The sequence below is a fragment of the Novipirellula methanifontis genome, from assembly GCF_052161655.1.
In the GTDB taxonomy this organism is placed as follows: Bacteria; Planctomycetota; Planctomycetia; order Pirellulales; family Pirellulaceae; genus Novipirellula.
On the sequence record NZ_CP197418.1, the window covers coordinates 6,798,295 to 6,819,824 of the forward strand.

At 55.2% G+C, this 21,530-nt stretch carries 18 protein-coding genes, 1 tRNA gene and 1 pseudogene; 7 read left to right on the top strand and 13 right to left on the bottom strand.

Going from position 1 to position 21,530, the window contains the following annotated elements; all coding sequences use genetic code 11:
• The first annotated feature begins 37 nt into the window (after positions 1–37).
• Positions 38–3,271, top strand: a complete 3,234-nt coding sequence (locus tag SH528x_RS24635) for a hypothetical protein (RefSeq protein WP_442506103.1) — start codon at positions 38–40, stop codon at positions 3,269–3,271.
• A gap of 54 nt (positions 3,272–3,325) precedes the next feature.
• The gene (locus tag SH528x_RS24640) at positions 3,326–3,682 is read left to right on the top strand and encodes a hypothetical protein (protein ID WP_442506104.1); all 357 of its coding nucleotides are present in this window, start codon (positions 3,326–3,328) and stop codon (positions 3,680–3,682) included.
• Positions 3,683–3,709: 27 nt separating this feature from the next.
• Here SH528x_RS24640 and SH528x_RS24645 read toward each other — a convergent pair whose 3' ends face one another.
• The gene (locus SH528x_RS24645; protein ID WP_442506105.1) at positions 3,710–5,416 is read right to left on the bottom strand and encodes an L-lactate permease; all 1,707 of its coding nucleotides are present in this window, start codon (positions 5,414–5,416) and stop codon (positions 3,710–3,712) included.
• Between the two features lie 305 nt (positions 5,417–5,721).
• On the bottom strand, positions 5,722–6,828 hold the full coding sequence (locus tag SH528x_RS24650; protein WP_442506106.1) for a 3-oxoacyl-ACP synthase III: 1,107 nt from the start codon (positions 6,826–6,828) through the stop codon (positions 5,722–5,724).
• A 258-nt stretch (positions 6,829–7,086) separates the two neighbouring features.
• Between SH528x_RS24650 and SH528x_RS24655 the strand changes: the two genes are divergently transcribed.
• Both SH528x_RS24655 and SH528x_RS24660 read left to right on the top strand, forming a co-directional pair.
• Positions 7,087–7,317 (top strand): hypothetical protein, encoded by a 231-nt coding sequence (locus tag SH528x_RS24655; protein WP_442506107.1) that lies wholly within the window; start codon positions 7,087–7,089, stop codon positions 7,315–7,317.
• Complete coding sequence (locus SH528x_RS24660; protein WP_442506108.1) at positions 7,307–8,059, top strand: gamma-glutamyl-gamma-aminobutyrate hydrolase family protein; 753 nt, start codon at positions 7,307–7,309, stop codon at positions 8,057–8,059. Before SH528x_RS24655 ends, SH528x_RS24660 begins: the two co-directional genes overlap by 11 nt.
• Positions 8,060–9,383: 1,324 nt before the next feature.
• Here SH528x_RS24660 and SH528x_RS24665 read toward each other — a convergent pair.
• Positions 9,384–10,358: an AEC family transporter gene (locus SH528x_RS24665; RefSeq protein WP_442506109.1), complete on the bottom strand. Its 975-nt coding sequence runs from the start codon at positions 10,356–10,358 to the stop codon at positions 9,384–9,386.
• A 282-nt stretch (positions 10,359–10,640) separates the two neighbouring features.
• Between SH528x_RS24665 and tatA the strand changes: the two genes are divergently transcribed.
• Both tatA and SH528x_RS24675 read left to right on the top strand, forming a co-directional pair.
• Positions 10,641–10,862, top strand: coding sequence for a twin-arginine translocase TatA/TatE family subunit (gene tatA, locus SH528x_RS24670; RefSeq protein ID WP_442506110.1), 222 nt, complete (start codon positions 10,641–10,643; stop codon positions 10,860–10,862).
• 1 nt (position 10,863) lies between these two features.
• Positions 10,864–11,133 carry a Sec-independent protein translocase subunit TatA/TatB gene (locus SH528x_RS24675; protein ID WP_442506111.1) on the top strand — a complete coding sequence of 90 codons (270 nt, stop codon included), beginning with the start codon at positions 10,864–10,866 and terminating at the stop codon, positions 11,131–11,133.
• A 98-nt stretch (positions 11,134–11,231) separates the two neighbouring features.
• On the opposite strand, the gene ppc is transcribed toward SH528x_RS24675, so the two are convergent.
• Complete coding sequence (ppc, locus tag SH528x_RS24680) at positions 11,232–14,030, bottom strand: phosphoenolpyruvate carboxylase (protein WP_442506112.1); 2,799 nt, start codon at positions 14,028–14,030, stop codon at positions 11,232–11,234.
• A gap of 515 nt (positions 14,031–14,545) precedes the next feature.
• On the opposite strand from ppc, the gene SH528x_RS24685 reads away from it, so the two are divergent.
• Positions 14,546–14,619 (top strand) — tRNA-Val (locus SH528x_RS24685).
• A 54-nt stretch (positions 14,620–14,673) separates the two neighbouring features.
• Here the strand turns inward: SH528x_RS24685 and SH528x_RS24690 are convergent.
• The 9 genes and pseudogenes from SH528x_RS24690 to SH528x_RS24730 all read right to left on the bottom strand — a co-directional run bounded on the left by SH528x_RS24690 (position 14,674) and on the right by SH528x_RS24730 (position 20,478).
• The gene (locus tag SH528x_RS24690) at positions 14,674–14,799 is read right to left on the bottom strand and encodes a hypothetical protein (RefSeq protein ID WP_372722773.1); all 126 of its coding nucleotides are present in this window, start codon (positions 14,797–14,799) and stop codon (positions 14,674–14,676) included.
• A gap of 17 nt (positions 14,800–14,816) precedes the next feature.
• On the bottom strand, positions 14,817–14,963 hold the full coding sequence (locus SH528x_RS24695) for a hypothetical protein (RefSeq protein WP_442506113.1): 147 nt from the start codon (positions 14,961–14,963) through the stop codon (positions 14,817–14,819).
• Positions 14,903–15,778: pseudogene (locus SH528x_RS24700) on the bottom strand (tyrosine-type recombinase/integrase); the annotation flags it as partial. The gene SH528x_RS24695 and the pseudogene SH528x_RS24700, both read right to left, overlap by 61 nt.
• Before the next feature lie 20 nt (positions 15,779–15,798).
• On the bottom strand, positions 15,799–15,975 hold the full coding sequence (locus SH528x_RS24705; protein WP_442506114.1) for a hypothetical protein: 177 nt from the start codon (positions 15,973–15,975) through the stop codon (positions 15,799–15,801).
• 95 nt (positions 15,976–16,070) lie between these two features.
• Positions 16,071–16,511: a hypothetical protein gene (locus tag SH528x_RS24710; protein WP_442506115.1), complete on the bottom strand. Its 441-nt coding sequence runs from the start codon at positions 16,509–16,511 to the stop codon at positions 16,071–16,073.
• 126 nt (positions 16,512–16,637) lie between these two features.
• The gene (locus tag SH528x_RS24715) at positions 16,638–18,377 is read right to left on the bottom strand and encodes a DNA polymerase (RefSeq protein ID WP_442506116.1); all 1,740 of its coding nucleotides are present in this window, start codon (positions 18,375–18,377) and stop codon (positions 16,638–16,640) included.
• Positions 18,377–19,096: a hypothetical protein gene (locus tag SH528x_RS24720; protein WP_442506117.1), complete on the bottom strand. Its 720-nt coding sequence runs from the start codon at positions 19,094–19,096 to the stop codon at positions 18,377–18,379. The genes SH528x_RS24715 and SH528x_RS24720 overlap by 1 nt, the downstream gene beginning before the upstream one ends.
• 187 nt (positions 19,097–19,283) lie before the next feature.
• A complete protein-coding gene (locus SH528x_RS24725; protein ID WP_442506118.1) occupies positions 19,284–19,532 on the bottom strand; it encodes a hypothetical protein in 249 nt (82 codons plus the stop codon).
• A gap of 517 nt (positions 19,533–20,049) precedes the next feature.
• Positions 20,050–20,478 carry a hypothetical protein gene (locus SH528x_RS24730; protein WP_442506119.1) on the bottom strand — a complete coding sequence of 143 codons (429 nt, stop codon included), beginning with the start codon at positions 20,476–20,478 and terminating at the stop codon, positions 20,050–20,052.
• Positions 20,479–21,530: the final 1,052 nt, after the last annotated feature.

Here is a 21,530-nt window from a genome sequence, read left to right on the forward strand (position 1 = left end):
TGCGCTGATTTTGGCAACACTCATTACAGTTTTCCCGATGCTCGCTCCCGACACGCTTGGGGAACAAGCTCGACGGCATCTGCTAAAGAAGCTGCAAGACCACTACGTCGGCTACGATGTTTCGATCGGTCGAGGCCGTTTTGAGAGTTCCGTTGGACTGATTTTTGAAGACATTATCGTCTCCAATCCAACGGCGATCGCACCGCCGCTTCGCGAGATGGTCCGCATTGAGCAACTGGTCGTTGTTGCCAATATTCATCCCGAGAAACTGTTGGACAAAGAGGTCCCGCTGACCACCAATCGGGTTGCCATTTCGGGATTGCATGCAAATGTCGCGCTCGATGACGATGGTACTCCATCGCTGATCTCGTTGATGCCGTTACCAAAACTGGGGCCCGAGGCTCCTCGTATCGACGTGCTGCGGGCGACGATCAACTGGTACGATCCACTGGCAACGAAACGCCCCGTTAGCACCGAGATTGCTGAGCTGACCCTGATCAACACCCAGCGTATGGATGGCGGTGTTGACCGTATGTTGACTGGCAAGGGCGCAGGCGACCTTGCCGACTCATTTCAGATCCAATGGGAAAACATCGACGGTGCGAGCGATATTCGCTGCTCGATTCGAGGTGCGACGATCCATCGTGATCTGATTGATCGTTTGCCGACGAATCTGCAACAGTCGTTATTGGACGCACGCGGATTGCAATGTGTATGCGACCTCTCTTGCTCGCTTTACCGCGCACCGGGCCACGAGTGGAATTACCGTGTTCGAACGACGATCCACGAAGGCCAATTCACGCACGCGAAACTGCCCAAACCAATCACGCAATTGCGAGGAGTGTTCGTCGCCGAACCGCACTCGGTCCAAATCGAAGCCTCGCAGGCATCGCTCGGTGAAGCGGTGGTTCGTGTTCATGGGGAACTACGAGGCAATCGCTGGCCGATGGACGCCGATTTGAAGGTCGCCACCAACGGGCTACTGTTGGACGATCAATTTTCAGCCGTCCTTTCGGAGAACGCTCGTCGTGGCTGGGACCATCTGCAACCACAAGGCCGGATTGATGTCAAAGCCGATGTGACGTGCCGCTCGGGACTCTGGGACGCGGACGCCGAAGTGATCTGCAAAGGCGTCGACATCCGTTACGAAAAGTTTCCCTATCCAGTACACCAGCTTGTCGGACGAGTCGAGATTCGAGACGGCATTGCGTCCAGTGAATCGTTAACCGGACGCATTGACAGCCACCGTATGCAATGTGCGTTTCGTTTGCCCATTCGACCGGGCATCACCAATGAGAAAACGTTTGTGATGGCCGCCGATGGTCCCGTCGCCATCGATAACTCGTTAATCAAATCGCTCTCGCATCGCGGTGCTCCGCAATCCGCTCTGGAATCGTTTGTGCGTTCGTTGCGGCCTCGTGGGTCCGTGCATCTGGCCAGTGCGATGTTTGGCACCGACGCCAATGGACGCGCCACTCGTCAACTTGACTTGCGGATCATCGACGGACACTTGCGGTACGAAAAATTTGCTTATCCGCTGTACAACGTGGATGGGCGGATCGAGGTCAACGAAGACGTGGTGCGAATCACCGATTTCCGGGGACTCAGTGCAAACTCGGGCATCGTACGTTGTGAAGGCACCTACCGAATTCCCAAACCGTCGGCCGACCCTAACCTGTTCCGCATCTCCGATTCCGGCAGCGGCGTCGAAGTTCCGCCTCAGCTTGCACTGGTATTCCAAACCACCAACATCCCGATGGATGATGCGCTGCGATCCTCGCTGCCCGAGTCAGCCCAACACACTTGGGACTCGCTCGCCCCAGGCGGGGTGCTGGACGAAGCCGATGTTTGGGTCACGCAACAAGAACACTCGGATCCTTTGCAAATCGATTTAACCGCCCGGCAAATCTACGCTAACCAAATCAACAACCGAACGCTCAGCTTGCGACCTTGTTCTCTGCCCTATCGAATCGACATCAGCAGCGGTACCGTTCGCTACGATGGCGCCAAGGTCTACATCGACTCACTGAACGGTCAACACGGTGCGACGCGTTTGGCCGCCGACGGTTTCTGTGTCCAAGGCCCGACGGGACGCTGGGACTTGACGCTGAACTTAAAAGGCGGCAGCCGATTGAATCCCGATTCCGAGTTGATCTCGGCATTGCCGAACGAGATGCGTGAAGCGATGAGGCGATTGCAATTGCGTGGCCCAGTCAGTCTGAGAGGGCAAACAAAGATCACGCTTCCTGATGCCGATTTCCTCGAACCCCTCATTCACTGGGACGTCGCATTGCAACTCGAAGGCAATCGCATTGCCGATGTGGGCCCCGTTCACTCGCTGCGTGGTGAAATCTCCGTCGTCGGTAGCAGAGACCAGCAAGGGATCCGTGCTGCAGGCGATGTGCATATCGACTCGATGCATGTCGATGATCTGCAGATCACGTCGATCCAAGGCCCATTCACCGTGGTCGACGATGTTTTAAAATTAGGGGTGCGTAGCGATCTTGCCTCCTCTCATTTAACTTCAACCTCGTCTCACCCGATTCCCGCGCCGACACGATCGATCACGGGCCGCATCTTTGACGGTGTGATCGAATTGCGTGGTGACCTGGAACTTTCATCAGGCAGTTTTGATGTCGACATCGCGGTCAGCGAAGCACAAGTGCCGACGATCCTGGCCGATTTTGGCCATATCGACAACGATATGACCGGCCAATTCTCAGGAAGGGCGTCGCTCGAAGGCAGCCTCGGCACGCTCGAATTCCTGAAAGGCACCGGCTCGGCCGAAGTCACCAAGGCCAACCTTTATCAATTGCCGCTGATCGTCCAAGTACTCAATCAATTGCGTATTAAACCGACCGAAGACGTCGCATTTACCGATGGCACGGTGCAATTCAGCATTTTTGGCGACACGATCAACTTCAATGAGCTAAAAATATGGGGTGACTGGGTTGCACTCGAGGGCAGCGGATCCCTCGACGGTCGCCGCGAACTCGACCTGTCGTTCAATTCACGTGTGAGTCCTCAGAACGCATTCACGCAAATCATCCGACCTTTACGAGGCGAAAAATACACGCTTTGGACGATCGACGTGAAGGGGCCAATTCACGCACCCACGATCGAACGTCGTGCCTTTGAAGGCGTCGGCGAAACACTCGAGCGTTTTATCCCGACGATCACCAATGCTAACCCCTCTTTGAATAATCCAGGCAATACCACTCCCGAAGCAACGCAAGAGTCCCCACGCGGATTTGGAAACTGGTTTCGTTAGCACGATCCTTTTTTCAGAACCTCCGTTTTCTTATCTTCAGCGAGGTTTTCGATCATGCAAGTCAATCCTAGCTCCGCCGCGGCGTCCGTCGCAGGCACGGCACGGGCCGCCGCTCGAGGTGGCGAATCCGACTCGCAAGCAGCCGAAGCGACCAAGCGACAGGCAACTGCTGAGAACCCGGGGGGCAAAACCGCCGAGGCAAGTGCGATCGATTCGAGTGAACAAACGCACGACCGCGGTGGTGATGGCCGGCAAATGTACGACACCTTCGAACGAGCCAAAGAACACGACGCAGAGGAACAGTCTCACGACGAAGCGACCGTGGACGAAGAAGAAACCAACCACGCTGACTCTGTTCAGCCAACTGCGTCGGATGATGAACCGCCGCCGCACATCGATTTCAGTGCTTGATGGCTGGTCTACCACCATACAAATGGGCTACCACCACACAATCGCGTAGCCAATCAGCCCTAGCAGCAGTGCGTAATACGTAAACACCAGCAGGGTTTTGCGGATGATCACTCCCTCTTTGCCGATCAACCCGACCACGGCCGATGCCGCGACAATGTTGTGAACACAAATCGTGTTCCCCGCTGCACCACCGACCGCTTGCAACACCACGATCCAAACGGGATCAACACCGAGTTTCTCACCAACGTTGTATTGAAACGACGAGAACATCATATTGCTGACCGTGTTGCTGCCAGCGATCGATGCCCCAAAACCGCCGATAAACGTGGCAAACACGGGCCACGCGTCTCCGACCGTATTCTTGACTCCTTCGGCCAACGCGATGGGCATCGACTCGTAGCCGGCTGCCCCGTTGGTGCTGTTGATAAAAACTTGGACCATCGGCACAGTGAACACCAATGCCACGGACGCTTTCAACACCGTGCGAAATGATGCGTTGCAAGCCTCCGCACATAATCGCGTGGGCACTCGCTGAAACAGCACGGCGATCAACGACGCTATCACGAAGACAGTCCCGGGCAAATAGACCGGACGGATGATCTCCGAGATCGAGGTGCCAAAAATATCCTGTAACGGCACCGTAAACGACTTCACCCACTCGACTGGCGATACTTCCATCCCCGGCAACGACTCGAGTCGTGTGATAACAAGTAACACCGCCACGATCACATACGGTGACCAGGCCGCGATCAATCCCATCGGCCTCGTGTCGCCCTCGAGTTTCGTATCCTCCTGCGAACAAGCGAGTGGTTGACCTGACCACTCGTCCGGCCATTTTTCCGCATCGGGAAAATCCCAAATCGCATCCGCTTTTGGCATCAAGAATCCAGCCTTCGCGGCAGGAACGACGATCGCCAAACCACACAATCCGCCAACCAACGATGGAAACTCGGGCCCCAACAACCAAGCAACCAACACATACGGAATCGTCATCGCAAAGGCCGCAAACAGGGCGAAAGGCCAGATTGCCAGGCCTTCTTTGAACGAACGGTTCTCGCCATAGAAACGCGTCATCAATCCCACTAACCACATCGGAATCAACGCTCCCGCGATCGCATGCAGCATCGCCACTCGCAAACCGATCAACGACAACAACGACCCACCGTCCGCGAATCCGTGGCTCTGCGCAAAGCCGTCGATTGTCCCTTCGCCTGCCAAGCCGCTGCTGACCCCAATCAGAATGGGAGTTCCGACGGCTCCAAACGAAACCGGAGTACTTTGGATCACCACTCCCGAAACCACTGCTGCCATCGCGGGAAAACCAAGGCCAACCAACAGTGGCACGGCGACGGCTGCGGGCGTTCCGAAACCGGCCGCACCCTCGATAAATGAGCCAAACAACCAGGCAATGATGATGACTTGGACACGGCGGTCCGGTGAGATGTCTTGAAACGACTTTCGAATCGTTCGTAAGGCACCGCTTTTACCCAGCACATTGAGCAATAAGATCGCTCCGAAAATGATGTACAGCAGCTCCGCAGCGACAACCAGCCCTTTGACGCTGGCCGCAGCGACTTGCCATCCGTCGACTCGCCAAACCAAAAGTGCCAATCCACAGGCAACTGCGTACGCGAGCGGCATCGCACGACTTGCCGGCCATCGCAGCATGACTAAGAAAACAGCCACGGCAATGATCGGCAGCAGAGACAAGAACGCCAGCACTTCGTCGTTCAAAATGGGTCGTCCCGTTCTAACAATGGTTCGGATACACACGTGAGCGGCCGGGTTCCACGCATTACCCGGTGCCTCACGGCCCACGGCTCACCACTGTGATTTGGTGAGCCGCTCGCGCGTGAGCGGCCGGGTTCCACGCGTTACCCGGTGCCTTACGGCCCACGGCTCACCACTGTGATTTGGTGAGCCGCTCGCGCGTGAGCGGCCAGGTTCCACGCGTTACCCGGTGCCTTACGGCCCACGGCTCACGACTGCGATTTAGTGAGCCGTGACGCGTGAGCGGCCAGGGTCGACACCACATTACCTTACAAGATCGCGTCGATGTTGCCGCTGACCTTCGTATCGCCCCATTTTGCTGCAATCATTACGCTGTTGATCCCCGAGCCGATCCCTAACATCGCCACTTGATCTCCGCTGTTCAGATCACCTCGCTTGGCCGCAGCGGCAAGCGTCAACGGCAGCGCGACCGAACCGGTGTTACCCAAAAACGGAAACGTCACGCTGTCGTTTTCCTGAGAAAGTCCCATCGCTTCTAACATCGCAACTCGATGCCGCGAACCGACCTGGTGACACACTGATCGCGAAATGCTCGATCGTGTCCAAGTCGACTCCTCTAACAATCGATCAAACGCAGCGGCGCCCGTTGCAATGCCTTCGGCCATCAACCGCTCGGAATCCGTATCCATCAACGGCGTCATTCCCGCGCCGGCCGAATCCTGGTCACTGCGACACAGATCATGAAACTCGGTGCGTGCTTCGGCGATCGCGGTGTCAAACAATGTCGGCTCTTGATCGCGACTCGCAGCACCCGATCCGGCGACATCACGGTGAGCCAGCAACCACGCGCAACTGCCTGAACCAATCGTGAGCGAAGCAAAGGCAGGTTTCACGCTTTGACGCGTCAACGTTTGATCGGCATTCAACTGGGCAATGGTCTGCTCCAGTAGCGGTCGACTGTTCTCAGTCCCAACCACAATGCCCGCTTCGATCACGCCCGCTTGGATCATCATCGCGATTTGCACCGCGCCATTCATCACGCCTAAACAAGCGTTCGAAACATCGTAGACCCAACAACTCGATGGCAGCCCCAGTTCATGGTGAACCCTCGAGGCCGTTGCGGGCTCTAGAAAGTCACGGCACACGCTGGCGTGAATCAGACAACCGATCCGCTCCGGGGCGATTCCGGATGCCTCCATCGCTCTTCGAGCACTGCGAACACTCGGCTCACTGGGCATCGTTCCTTTCTGCCAGACACGCCGTTGGTCGATCCCGCTCATCAACGCCAAGCGTCCTTCAGGAAGTTTTAAACGGCTGTAAAGCGGCTCGAGCCTGTGCTCTAACGCGTCACTTGTCCAAATCTCTTCGGGAATCTCGGTACCGATTGCATCGAGGCAAACGTTGCTAAATCTCACGCTCAAGTCCTAAGTCGTTGGCTGCGTTGGTGTTGGTGCATTTATAGCGAACAACACCGTGCCTGACCAGGATCTCACTTGGATGCGGAAAACCGCCCCTTGCTAGCAACCGAGCCCATTTGCTAGCACCGCATGTAGTGCTAGCGACAGCGAAATCCCCCTAGCTAGGAAAAAGGGTTTGCATTGTTCGCATACCCGCATAAAGTTTCGCCGCACCAGAAGTGACACAACGTGTGTTACTTCCGGCGGAACACAACGATGGGTTTACCGAATACAAGTAAGCAACCTCTCCAATACTTACTTTATCGGGAATTGACTGATCGTCACGATGGGTTGAAAGCCAAGACGGCACTCACTGACATCGCAAACATTCCTTATCACATGATCTTCTCTGAATTGTTTTCCGCTGCCACATGTTGCGAAATGATTTTTGCAACGCGTTTTCTATCACTCGCGATCTTCGAAGAGGAACTTTCGGATGACGTGTAAGCCTTTGATCGGCATGAATGCCGACTTTCGTGCTGCCGCTCGTAACGTACCAGCCTACAGTTACATCGCAGCAGGATATTTTCAATCGGTGATCGCCGCGGGTGGGATTCCCGTTGTATTGCCGCCCATGGACGATGCGGATTCGATCCACACCGCGATTGAGAACTTGCATGGATTTATCATGATCGGCGGAGCCGACTTGGACCCACGCAATGATGGCTTTATGTTGCATCCTTCGGTTCGCCCGTTGGATCCTGTTCGTGAAACCAGCGACCGATTAATCATCGCTGAACTTGCCGAACGCCGCGTTCCTGTACTGGGAATCGGCACTGGTATGCAATTGCTGAATGTCCATCAAGGTGGAAACCTATTTTTGGACATCAAAGAGGACCTGCCCACCGCAGTCCCACACTTTGACCCTCACGACGCCAACCACCGCCACACGCTGAACGTGGAAAGCGATTCGTTAGTTGGCCGCGTCTACGGCGACGGCGAAATTCGTGTTAGCAGCCGCCATCACATGGCGATCGACGAAGTTGCTCCCGGTTTCCGCGTCACCGCACGCTGCCCCGATGGTGTCGTCGAAGCGATCGAAAGTGAAATGATGGACTGGTTCGCTTTAGGAACCCAGTTCCATCCTGAGTGTGGTGCAGCCTCCGCGCTTGACATTCGCATCTTCGAAGAATTCATCGATGGCGTTCGCGAACGCATCTTGCATGAAGACCTTCGCTTGGTCGCTTAGTATGCCGTCCCTGAGTTAGGCAAACTCGAACAAAGCAAAAAACGCCACAGGATGTCGCGTTTTTTGCCACACGTTCGAACTGGAAAACACGAACAACACTCTTTTCAATCTCATTCGCATGGATTAGCGAATCAATTGTCATAGTGTCGTTTCCGATTCAATCAAGGTTGCTCCGCGGAAGGATTCTGCATATTGCAACCCGTTGAACCGAGATAAAGAAACAAGAACCGAGTACGCACGGACGGGTGATTAGGGAGATTGAAAACGAACTTCATTGCCGCAACGAACATTTCGGTCGACGCACGGATTCGCGTTTACAGGACAAGATGTCCCAGGGTTGAAATGCCAGGAGCACCGATGGCAATCGCCGACCAGGATGGTGGGCGGATCACGCTTGGAAGCCACGATCGTTTCGCTGGAAAATTGAACTAATACGGAGAGTCACGGCAGACTAAACAATGAGGCCGGGCGTGCACCGAGTTGAGGCACGCCCGGCTTCTTTCATGCGCGGACCCGTCACCCGCTGCTTAAACACAAAACGACTTTGTTATTTTTGCGATTTGCGGTGCGGCACAAATTCGACTGTCCCCTTTTGTGAACCGAACTCGCTAGCGTCGGGCCGCCGCTCGCTAGACCGTTGGCAATACGAGGCCCGTGGCCAACGCAAGACTGCTACAACGTTAGGCTTGTTGCAATTCTTAGTTGCGCCGATTTTCTGCCACCTCTCCACCAACTTCGGAAACTGCTGATTTAGTTAGCCGTTTTGGCGCTAGCCACGGTTTCGTCACCACTGAACCGGCACTAGCGCCCAAACGGAACGCTGTCAAGCATTTTCTGGTAAGGAACTTCGCCAGAAGGTGGAGAATCGTAATGGACGCCAACCATCCACGCTCTGGCGAGCGTAGCTACGAAACGCAAAGCTGTGTTCCGCTACCAAAAATTGCTTCACAGCGTTGGCCCAAACGGCTAACAGGACAGGGCTGATGTTGCACTAAATCAGCAGTCTCTTCGTCGGTGGAGAGGTAACTGCAGTATCGGCCGGAAGAAAAACTCACCCCGAATATCCGATGACAACTGCAAAGAATTAGCAGCCCGCGGCTAACGCCGTCGGCCACCAATACGGGGAAAACGAAATCATTGGACAGCCGAGCTTGCGGGCTGTCGATTTAGCGAGCCGCTCGCGAATGAGCGTTCGGGGCTCGCGTATTACCCGGTGCCTCACGGCCCACGGCTCACTACTGCGATTTGCATTTCGAGCAATCAACATCCCGCTCGCGATGTGCCGCTAACAAAAGGACGATGCGTGTATTCGCCATCGCTTCGATCAAACGCCAAACCACCACTTGCCGATTCCAAGCCAAACGGGCACCAGTAGCAGACCTGCGATGGAAGTCGACAGCACCACTCGCAATGCGGTTGAAGTATCTCGCTCGTATAACCGCACAAGCACAATCGGGAAAACGGCAGCGGGCATTGCGGCTTCCAACATCACAACCTGCTTCATATTGATCGTCATCAGACCTGAGAAACTCGCAATCAGTGTCGCAATCAAAAGCATCAACACGGGCAGCACAAGCTGGCGAATTGCGATGGCGCAGCCGATCTCGATGCCCGAGCCCGCCCATTTGGTTTCCTTCAGATAATCGACAATGATCGCGCCGCTGAGCAACAACCCCATGGGCACCGCGCAGTTGCCGAGCATCTCGATCGCACTGATGCAGGAATCAGGAACAAACTGCTCGAGCCCAAATCGCCGCATCAATCCCGCGATGATAACCGTCACGACGGGGGCACTCAGCACGGCTCGCCGCCACCCACTGCCGCTGGCGCCACCGATTACCGCGATGCCAATACTCCACAGCGCCATATCGACACCGACGTTATGCAGAATAAGATCGACCTCGGCTGCTGGATAAAATCGCTGGGCCAACGGCAGCGGAATGTAACCGTAGTTACAGATACCGACGCAAAGGGCAAACGTTCGCTGCTTTGAGTCACTGTCCAAGCCGATCCAATGCCCAAAACGACGAGCGAACAAGAACCCGACCCCAAGGCCGATTGCAGTGGTGCCAAATCCAAAAAACGGTGGGAACCACGCGGTTGCGAACTGGCTCAGCTGATCGCTGGCGAGAATCCGGTTGGCAAATAGCGCCGGCAACAGAACTTTCGCGGTCAGATTGGCGAGCGACTGGTCGGCCTTTCGCGTCAACCAACCGGTTTGGCGGCAAACAGCGCCGATGCCGATGACCAGAAAGACGCCCAAAACACTTGAAATGATGGGCCATAAATCAGAAAGCATGGGTGGAACTCGCCCGCCGGGGCGTTGTAATCGAAAAAAAGCGTCAAAATCCGACCCCAAGTAGACAGTGAATCTGATTTTTGAACCACGGGACTTTGACTCTCGCGATCCGGACAATACAATGGGGTCAACGCGAGCGAAGTTGCTCGCCCCCCATCCATCCCCGACCATCGGTTCTGGAGGTGTTCGGCACCCTTGCGTGTCGATCGACCTACCCGCTTTCGCCGAAGTTTGCGTCAGGATTCTCCTTCAAGAGCCTCGGTAGCGGAGCAAAAAATGTTAATGATGTCGATGTTTACGCAGTGCATGGTGCTGGCATTCGGTTTCCCTGGACTTCCCGAATTGATGATCGTGCTGTTGATTGCACTGGTCCTTTTCGGCGGAGCTAAATTGCCTAGTTTGATGCGAAACCTCGGTCGCAGTGCGAACGAGTTCAAACGAGGTATGGCGGAAACGACGGACGACGAAGAGGACGAGACTCACTCGCCAAGCGGGAAGGCGTAACATGTTTGGTTTATCACCATTTGAGTTGATGGTGATCGGAGTCATCGCGGTCGTGTTGTTTGGTGGCAATCTCCCTGAGGTTGCTCGCAAATTTGGCAGCAGCTACCGCGATGTGCGACGCACTCTCAACGATGTTCAGCAACAATTTCGTGAGGCGGAATACGAAGCCAAGCGAGCATTAACGCTGGACGCACCTTCATCAACCAAGCTGGACGAGCCAGAGGAAGAGACCGAAGAGCCATCGGCTCCCAAGTTCAAACCTCCGGCCTAGTCTTGTGCTTTTCCTGAATCGCCCACGGCTGGAATGGTCTGCAATAAAAGCAGCCTCCAGCCGTTTTTGGCTTATCTCGATGGCAACGCATGTGCACTTTAGCCGGTGTTCTTCAAGCCGGCGGCGATGCCGTTGATGGTGATGTAGAACGCTTGTTGCAAGGCAGGATCTTCGCTGCCGCCGCTCTGTTCCCGCATTTGCTTCAACAATCGCACCTGCAAGAAATTAAGCGGATCGACGTAGGGATTTCTCAATCGGATCGACCGCTGTAGCGTTAGCTGATTCTCCAGAACCGTTCGCTGCTCTGCAACGCGTAGCACCCAATGCTCGGTCAGCGAGTATGCAGCTTTGATCGACGCATAAATTTCTTCCCGCACCACCACATCGGTGACCAAATCGGCATATCGGCGTGCGATGCCCATGTCTGCCTTGCCAAGTGCTACCTGCAGATTATCCGTCATCGCGCGAAAGAAAGGCCAGTGGCGGTGCATCTCCTGTAGCAGGCCCAGATTTTTCTCTGCCTCATTACCCGTGCCGACAAAAGCAGCGATCGCTTGGCCGACGCCATACCACGCGGGAAGATTATGGCGACTCTGCATCCAGCTGAATCCCCACGGGATTGCCCGCAAGCCGGCGAGGACGTCGCCCCCTTTTCGCCGGGCGGGACGCGACCCGATACGCATGCTGCTCAGTTCGTTGATAGGAGTCGCCTCCTGCCAATACTGCAACAACGCAGGCGTTTCGTAGATGAACTCGCGATAGCTGAGAAAGGCGGTGGCCGAAAGCTTTTCCATTGCGTCCACCCAAGACTTTTTCGGTGTCGCCTTTCGCTTGTGAGCTGGCGTTGAAGCGACCAGCACCGCGCTAACAAGTTGCTCTAAATGCCGAGCAGCGATCTCGGGGTGGAAGTAATAGTCGTTGATGACTTCGCCTTGTTCGGTGATGCGAATACGCCCTTCGACTGAACCCGGCGGCTGGGCCAGGATCGCACGGTTGGCCGGACCTCCGCCGCGGGCAACCGTACCGCCGCGACCGTGAAAAATTGTCAACGCAACACCGTGCTCGCGACAGCATCGCGTCAGCAAATCCTGGGCCTGATACAGTTCCCAGGTCGCCGTCAGATAGCCAGCGTCCTTGTTGCTGTCGGAGTAGCCGATCATCACGTTCTGTTCCATTGCCTGCGCCGCTAGGTGTGCGCGGTACGCGGGATGAGTGAACAGCTTTGTCATCACGTCCGGCGCGTTTTTCAAGTCGTCGCGAGTCTCGAACAACGGAGTGATCGCGGGAAGTGCGAGTGGATTGCCATCACTGCGCTGACAGAGTCCGTACCACTTTGCCAACAGCAACACCGCGAGTACATCGTCGACGTCCTTGGACATGCTGATGATATACGGTCCGATCATCTCCGGACCATACAACTCCACCGCTCGCGCGATGACCTGGAATAATTGCATTAGTTCGGATGTCGTTTCGGTGTAGTCACCTGGCTCACCAATCTCGGGAATGTCGCTGGCAAGTTGCGACGTCAACAAGTCCGCTCGTTCCGCGGGAGTGAGTTCCAGATAATTCGCTGAGATCCCCAGCTTCGCAAAGATTTCTGCCAACGCCGCATCGTGGTAATCGCTGAACTGACGAATATCCAGTCGTGCCACATTCACACCAAAAACGTTGGCTTGAATCAATGCGTCTTTCAACTGAGCATCTGCGATTGCATCGGTACGTCCGTTGCGCAAACTCAGGTCAATGCTTTCAAGTGGTCTCAGCAGATCCGCAGCCGTGCGTATATCGGCCATCGGTGAGTTGTCGTTTTCCAACAATCGCGATTTGACGGGATCATGATTGGCATCGTTCAAATCCTCTTTCAACGCCGCAGCGAGTAATCGATAAGGCTCGTCCGGATACTGCTCGGCTAGAAACTTCACATGTCCCGAGTTGCCCGCCAATTCCTGCCCGAGCAATTCGAGCAGTTCCTCCGCAGGCGTGTGCAATTGCTCGCTGAGGCTAAGCGTCCGCGTCAGCGCACCAGCTGTCTCACCGTGCCGCGACAATGCCATTCCGCGATGCAGTCGTAAGGTTTCCGCAGTGACAAACGCCGTGACGTTCGGATTGCCATCGCGGTCGCCACCGATCCAACTGCCGAAAGTTAAAAATCGCTTGGGGAGTTTCGCCGAGGGAAAGTGTTCGGCAAGTGCTTCTTCCATCTCACGATAGATTTTTGGAACGACGTCCCAAATCGTTTGATCGAAATAATAAAGCCCCGTTTTGACTTCGTCGGTAACCGTAGGCTTCGCCTGACGAGCCTGGGACGTGAGCCACATGATGCTGATCTCCGACAACATCGCCAGCTTCACGCGTGCTTCGTCTGCGGGCAGTAGGTTCATCTCATCAAGATAACGGAGGCCTTCTTCGATCCGTGTCAATTTCGAGATCAGTGTACGGCGTTTGGCTTCGGTGGGGTGCGCTGTGAAAACGGGCTCGATATGCAGTCCCTGCAAAATGTCTTGCATCTGCAGTTCGTCGACACCCGCGTCCGCAAGTTCCGCGACAGCAGCACGAATCGACTCGGCAATCGGTCGCGGCGATTCCGCCTTGATCCGCGCCCGCAGCACTCTCGCGCGGTGGTGCTCTTCGGCGACATTGATCAGTTGAAAGTAGAGTGTAAAGGCTCTAGCCACTTCACAAATCTGCTGCAAATCCAGTTCATCCACGACCTGAGCGATCCTCGTGGCAACTTCGTCCGCCGAGTCTTGATCGTGTCGCCTCACTTTAGACAACGCTCGAAAACGCTCTTCAAGTTCGAACGCGTTGACCCCTGCTTGGCGGCGGATCACCTTTCCCAACAAATCACCTAACAAGTGGATATCGGTGGAAAGTCGCTTGTGGAGTTGTTTGGACATCTGGCTTGGGTTTCCCGAGGTTTCAATTGCAGAATTTGTAGAACAATTGTCCCAATTGTTTCACTCACGAAGCATGCGAGATTTGTAGAACCATTGGGACCATTGTTCTGCATTGAAAAAATACCATGACGTAATGCATCAATCTGAAATCAATGCATCATTGCACGCAAGGTGGTTGGCCGGTCAATTCCAGCACTCTCCTCCACAGATCGCCACTGGGGCCGAGGAGGCCCCGCCCCAGGCAATCGCGGGACGTTTTAGAACCGATCTGATAACCGGCAGTTGGGGCGTCAACACTTTCGCCAAGCTCTATCGAAGCTTAACTTCTTGACGAATTCCGCTTGGATAGAATCGGCAATGATCGCTCATTCTCGGGATGAACAGACCTTGCGACTCGATTTTGCAGAGTATACCATGCACGCTTCAATGCACGGCACGAGCGTCGGAATCGTGCAACTCCGTGTGGAACGAGCACGGACAGGAGACGCAAAAAAAGGCTGTCTTGCACGGCACAGGGGCGATTGGCTCAGTTGGTTAGAGCGATGCTTTCACACGGCATAGGTCACTGGTTCGAATCCGGTATCGCCCATCAGATAGTAATGTCCAGCGCTATCCTGGACGATAAAAACGCGTGAATCGCCAGCTAAAACACCGTCCGCGGTTGCATCGGCGGTTGCACCAATAACGCCAGATAGACCCGGAATGCAACCGCCAGTGCAACCGCCGTTTGCGGTATCTTCGCGGTGGGCCGATCCGGACCGTTTAGCATTGGGATCCGATGCCGCTTTAAATGCCGCCTCGGTTTCCATCGCGTAATGCTTCATCGCAACCGTAACCGTGTTGCCAAGCCAGCTCGCCACGTCCTTCGATGGATACTGGGCCATCAATTCCGTTTCGCGAGATGCCCGCAAGTTTTGGAACAATCGGGGCCACGGGACCAAGCCAGCTCGCTTGATAATCTTCTCGAATTGCGTCCGAAGATTCTGTGCGGCCGAGCGATACCGATTGATCACATACTCGGTTCCATCGGGGGCCGCAGCTTCGGCCGCTTCTAAGAATGGGCGGAGCTCGACAAAGATGGGACACACGCGGACACCACCATCCGCATGGTGCTCGGTCTTACTCGCATGGATCACCATGCGACCCTCGGGCAAGTTCACATCGCACCACCGCAACCGCAGTAATTCCGATGGACAACGCAAACCGCCGTACCTTGCCAGTGCAATGATTGTTCGCCAATCCACATCGGGGCATTGCTCAATACACTTTTCAATCGCCTGGTGGGTCACGAAGAATTGACGCGCGGAATTACCGCCGGTGGTGGTCGGCAATTTGTCGAACGGGTTAGCTTCGATGATCCCGCGTTCCACCGCTTCGTCAAAAAATTGTTTCGCCATCCCCGTTCGCCTGCGGACGGTATCTTCGGCCATCGACGTTCGCCCCTGTTTTTTGTCCCGGCGGTTCCCGTGGGACTTTAACCACGTTCGCCATTTCTTGGCATCCGTGGGCGTGATGTCGCGAAGCAAACGCCGGCGGCCAAAATGAGTTACCAGATTGTCCCGCGTCTTTTCATACGTGCTCAACGTCCCCGGCTTGATGTCGGTACGTTCCGCCAAATACTCGTCCAACCACGCGGCCACCGTCAAAACTCGGGCGACACGTTTCTCGACAGCTTCACACAAACCGCATTTCGCCAACTTGTTACGAAAGTCCTTGTCGAGAGTGCTAAGCCAATCGGCCGTCACCATTTCCGGCGGTTGCCCTTTCTTCACGCGGTCAAGCAAATGTTCGACGTGTTGCTTAACTTGCTGAGCGTTCCACTCGGGGACATTGCCGAGCCATAGCGTCCGGTTTCGCTTTTCAACATCGCGAAACTGCAAACGCCACCCTTGCCGGCCGCGGTCATCTTCAAAACGTAAACTTGCCATCGTGATTCATCCTTCACGTCATCAAAGGTAAGAGAGCAACGGCGGGCCGGGTGATGATGCCCGGTTTTCGCCCCGTCGGACTAGCCGTTGCGATTTCGAGTGTACCAAGTTTTCAATCGGCAACGGGGGCCGATTCGGGTGAAACGATTGTCACCATCGGGGACCGCCCCCGTTTCGTTTCCACCAACACCAAGCCACGATCCGCCATTACCCCCAAGATCCGTCTTGCAGTTTTCGGGTGGACCGCAAGTTCCGCGAGGACTTGGGGTGTCAACTTCACGGGGTTTCGACGTTGGTAGCCGGCCGCATACCAAAGCAACACAGCAACCGCGGCCGCTTGCCTTCCGCACCCCGATGCCAGTTTGAACCATGCCAGTGGGATCGGACCACGGATGAAGCGTTCACCGGGACCGTGTTTCGGCAACGGGGCCGACGCCAGCTTTCCCTTGCCGGACTTATCAACGCGTCTCTCGCCACGAACGGTGAACAATGCCGCCACGTCACTGGGGCCGGCGGTGAAGGATTCCAAGTTCATCGGGTTTCCATACTTCATAAGAAGATTCTTAATGAGATACCTAACAAGAAAACTAAATAGATGGGGGTACGGGTGGGACATAACGGGCCGATCACAGGACACAGCGTTCCCCAATTTGGACACAGCGTTCCGTTGAACGTCTCACTACGTCCTATGTTTGTTATCCGCCTCAGTAGCAAGCCGGAACACGCGGTCCCACATTTCCTGCCCCCGGTCGTCATCCATATATCGCTCCGGATCCCGGACCACTTTGGCGTCCGACTCCAAATCGAATCCGTCCAGCACGATCCGGCCGGCTTCACGCATGATCGACTGTGTTTGCACCACCGCTTCGTCAATCTGCGCTGAGTCCGACTCGATCAAAATTGCATCATGCACAGGACAGCAAACCGTGATGCCCGATTCCGTCGCCATCGAGCAAGCCAACCGCAACATTTCCGCACCGTTCGCTTGCATCGGAAAGTTTGCAAGGGAACGCGGATTGTCACCCCCGATTGTGTGAATCGGCCAACCGAACACGGTTTGCAACTGGCCTGTAAGCATGGCCGTATCAACTTGGGATTGCGACCAACGCCAGAACACGGGGAACGTCTCACGATGCCGCCGGAGTAGGTTTCTCGCAAAGGCTACCGGCTTGTTTAGCTTCGCGGCCAAACCGTGTTCGCTCATCCCGTATTGCGTCGCAAGCATGCACACTTTGTACGCGGACCTTTCGTTCGGGTGAGTTTTCTTTGTTGCCGACGGTGGCACAGCTCCGGCCATCTTGGCGAATTCTAAATAGGGATCACCGGACGCATACGCTTGCCCCAACGCGGGATCCTGCGACAACGCAGCCGCGATGCCGAGTTCCTGTTGCGACCAATCGACGTAGGCAATGGACCGTCCGACGGCCGGCTTGATCAAACCACGCAACCAAACCGACGGACCGAATATGAACTTGTTGTTGCTCGGTTGATTGCGACCGGATCGACTCGCAAACGGACTTAGCATTGCGCGGTTGCGGCCGTCCGATCCGACGGCCAACTTTTCCAGCTTCATTTCGGACAACGCATGGCGGAGCTCTCGCAATGGCGAAACTTGTGGATAGGCTCTCGCCTGTTGCCGGAACGTCTCGTCATCCAATGCCAAACGGCCGCTATCGGTGGTGGGCCACGGTATCCGATTCCGGATCAAGTAGTCCGCAAACCGATCCTGTTTGAACGTGTCGCCATCGAACACGCCAAAGGATTGATCGACAGCCGCGATAAGTTGCCGCTTGATTGCCAACCATTGCCGACGGAACAACGCCAGCGTTTCCACATCGATGGGCACCCCGGCCGTTTCCATCGCCGCCACGGACCGCATATAGCGTCCGCGGTGGATTGCTCGGGGAAAGTCGATCACGCGCATCATGGCGGGCAGTAGCGTACCCAACGCATCGACGTCGATTTGACAGTAGTCCAACAACGCCACCATTTCGTCGCGGGTGAACGGACCGCCACGGATTGCCAGTTCACGCATTTCCGTTTTCTCACTGGCAAGCATGGAATCGAACCCAAAGTAGGCCAAGCAACCAAGTAGCCCCCGCCCCGCCGGTGGAGTCCTTCCATTCAGCAAGCAGCGAAACTCACAAAACAAATCGAGTACGCGAACAGGAACGGGCCACCCCAAAGCAAGGAAGCAATTCCACTCAGCGGATGAAAAGTAAGCGACAAACAACGAACGCTCGCCAACGTCAAACGGTGGTTGCCCCATTTCCAAAAGTTCGTCCATCGAGATTCGGAGTAGCCGCCGAGAATGAAACTCACGAGCCACCAAGCAAGCGACACGCGGCCGCTCGCCTGGTGGTTGTGAGAATTCAAAGTCGATAAGCCAAACCGCATCAAATCGGTTCAGCCAATCCATTACGCGGCCCCAAACAGCTCTTGCAAGTAGGGATGATTCATCGAATCGATAAACCGCGTTTTGAACGCCAGCTCCAAAATTTCGCGGAGCGACAGTTCCGGCCACTCGGGCTCGGGCAAGTTACCCGTTGCCTCGAACACTGCGTAGGATCCCGCGTTCATATCCGCCTGGACACGGACCCAACTTTTCGTCGCAAGCTCCTGCGCTTCGAGCATCGACGTATGCCAATCCATCGGCCGTCCGTTGGGGTCCGGCAATTTCGCTTGCCAGAGGAAGGTTGTACCGTGTCGATTCACCGCCACACACAACCGCACCAACGTGATGAAGTCCGGCAACGACGCCCACAAAGCCGGAGCTACCAAATACGTTTCGCGGTTCGTCTTGTCCTCGACAATCGCCGTCTCGATACGGAACGCGGGATCCGGGTGAACGCGACAAAATTCCATTTTGTCCGGCTTGCCAACTTTCACGGTGACAAGTTTTCGTTTTACCCCAACCGCTCCGGCGGCCGTATTAGGATTGATCCGAAGCGACGCGGGGTCAAACGGATCCGGTGGCAACTTTGGCGTGGGATTCCCAGCCGGCGGCGGAGTCTCGGGGCCGTTGTCGTCATCCACGTTTTCGTCCGTGAACAACACGGGGGCATCGCCCTCGGATTGTTTGCTGGACTTGGGGATCCGTTTACGTGCTCGACTCTCGGGTTTGTTATCATGGTCCATAGTTAGATTCCTATTGCGGCCGGCATCGTTCGTGGCGATGCCGGCCGCCGCTGATTAAAGAATGAAGATATTTAGCGGCTACAACCAGAACGGTTTCGAGCCTATTTTTGTTGCCGAGTTCGCTCCGAACGCGGCCGGTGGTGGACGTCCGCGTAATTGTTGTAAGACTCGCATGGAATCTCACACGCTACGAATTGTTCGCCAAGTGTGCTATCACCGCGTGCGGATCAAACAGCACCTTGCGGCCAACACGGATGACCGGCAATTCATCGTCCCGCAACATCGTGTCCAGCTTCGCCACCGAAACACCGATCACTTGGGACAATTCATGGCGGGTCAATAATCGCCGGCGGTTAGCTAAGCGATCAGCAACACGATCCGCCACCGCATCGGCAAGCATTTCCATATCGACAGGACTCAAATCCGAGAGTGTCATTTCGCACCCCCAATCGAATCATCCACTAGTTCCCAAAGTCGAGAATGGCAACAACGGTTGCCAGACGGAACGTAGCCCACAGGCCGAATGATCCGATCCCGATGGAGCTGGGCGACCATCGCACCGAACACGCGGCCGTCTAAGTCATCAGGCAACGAAAGTCCGTGAATTGCATCAGTAAACGTAGTTGGGCCGTCTTGTAAGAGCCGCAGAAACCGACGACGTGCGAAAGCAATGACGGACGTAGAAGAGAGTTTAGCCACGAGCCTTATCCTCCCGTAATTCGACAGGGGATCGCTCTTGGTCTACAGCTTCAGACAGCCGCAACAATCGTCGAAGTAATCGAAGTTCCCGCAATCGTTTTCCCAATTCAACCCGGACCGTCCGGGACTTTGGAACCAATTCAAGCGGTTCAGAAACTAGATTTGCCATTTGGCACCATCCTTTTGTTTGAGGTGGTGTCAGGATGGCGAGTAGCTAGTTGCAAAACGGTTTCAGATTTTGCAACAAATAAAGATTATTGAGCTGGATGATATTCGACGATCACCCAATCTCCACTAGTCGCAAAATTTAAATCAACGAGCGGCTCAGTGGCCAAAAATGCATCATTCAATCGGCTAATGGTTGGGCGGAGTGTAGTCGATAGTTTTTCTTCATCCCGCCAAACCGCTAAGACGACGGTAATGGCATTTGCCTTTGGTGGTCTAGCGTTCCAATCCGTTGTTTCCCAAATTGCTCGCAGGAGACGGTCTAGCACCTTAGGTAACTGAATAAATGGGCACGTGGGCGGCACAGCACCTTGGGATTCACCCAGGCCTTTGGTCTCGACAAATGTTGATTTTTTGAGATGCGTATCGTCCGATACAGCATCTAACGATTTCGCGTCTTTTAGGGGGATGTGGCTGGTTGAAAAACGCCATTCCATTCCATCAGAATATAACTCCATAAAGCGAGAATTCCCGTACGACACGTGGCACCGGTTGCCAGAATTCGATTGTGCGGTTGGAAGCTCCTCTTGCGAGTACATCCCTAGGTGCGCACCTCGACTGCTGTCATACACCGCCCGAAGCGTGCCAGTGCACCTCCAAACACTACCATCTGAAAAAACATCCATGAAGGGCGGGTGTGAATCAGTTAACCGACACCGTTTCCCGGCATTGCACGCTGCCGTAGGCAACGTACCGAGCGTCCGGAGGCCGAGATAATCGTCCTCGAATTTCCGATTCAAGAATATGTTATCGCGTTTCATTGGCACCCTTTAACAACAGGCCGATTCAGCCGGCCGTGGCGAAAAGGATTACGCCATCAGCCGGTTGAATCGCGCGGCCGTAGCGAACGACCTACCTTTGGAAACCGCCGGGGTCAGCCGGCGGTGTTTCAGATTCGCGGGTGACTAGCCCGCTTACCATAATTGTGATGATCCTGTTCCGCGGACGCAACCGTTCGTCCAGCACAGCCAAAGCATTGCCGCAAAACCCCGTTCCGGGGGCAACGAACCATAAAACTTACTTACTCGGGATTCGTCGCCAGTGCTCGCCACAAAAGTCGTCGATGAACGGGCAATGCCCCGCAAGGGGGCACACCGAAAGGACCCTCGGGAACGGTGGTGGTGGGGTATAGACTTTTCCGCCAACGCCTGCGATGTAACCGCGAGGACAAACCCGCAACACACGCCGCCCCGCCTTGGGAGAACCTAATTTTGTGGCGAGAAAACACGGAATTATGGTTTCTCTTGAACGTGCGAAACCAAGCGGTCCATAGTCGCGACAGGTACCAGAATTGCAGGGTCCCCAACTCCGGACGGACTGTCTCTCGGTCGATTGCGGCGGCAGTTTGGAACTGCGTGTCAAACGGGCAAAAGAGGACCCGGACTTTTCATTGGGGTAGGTAGGGTGGTCCTAAGTCAACTTTCCCGTATGCAAAAGTTCCGGACAGCGGGAAATAGGTCCTCCACGCGAAAGGCAAGTTAGGACCCAAGAACCGGGGCCGCCATCACCT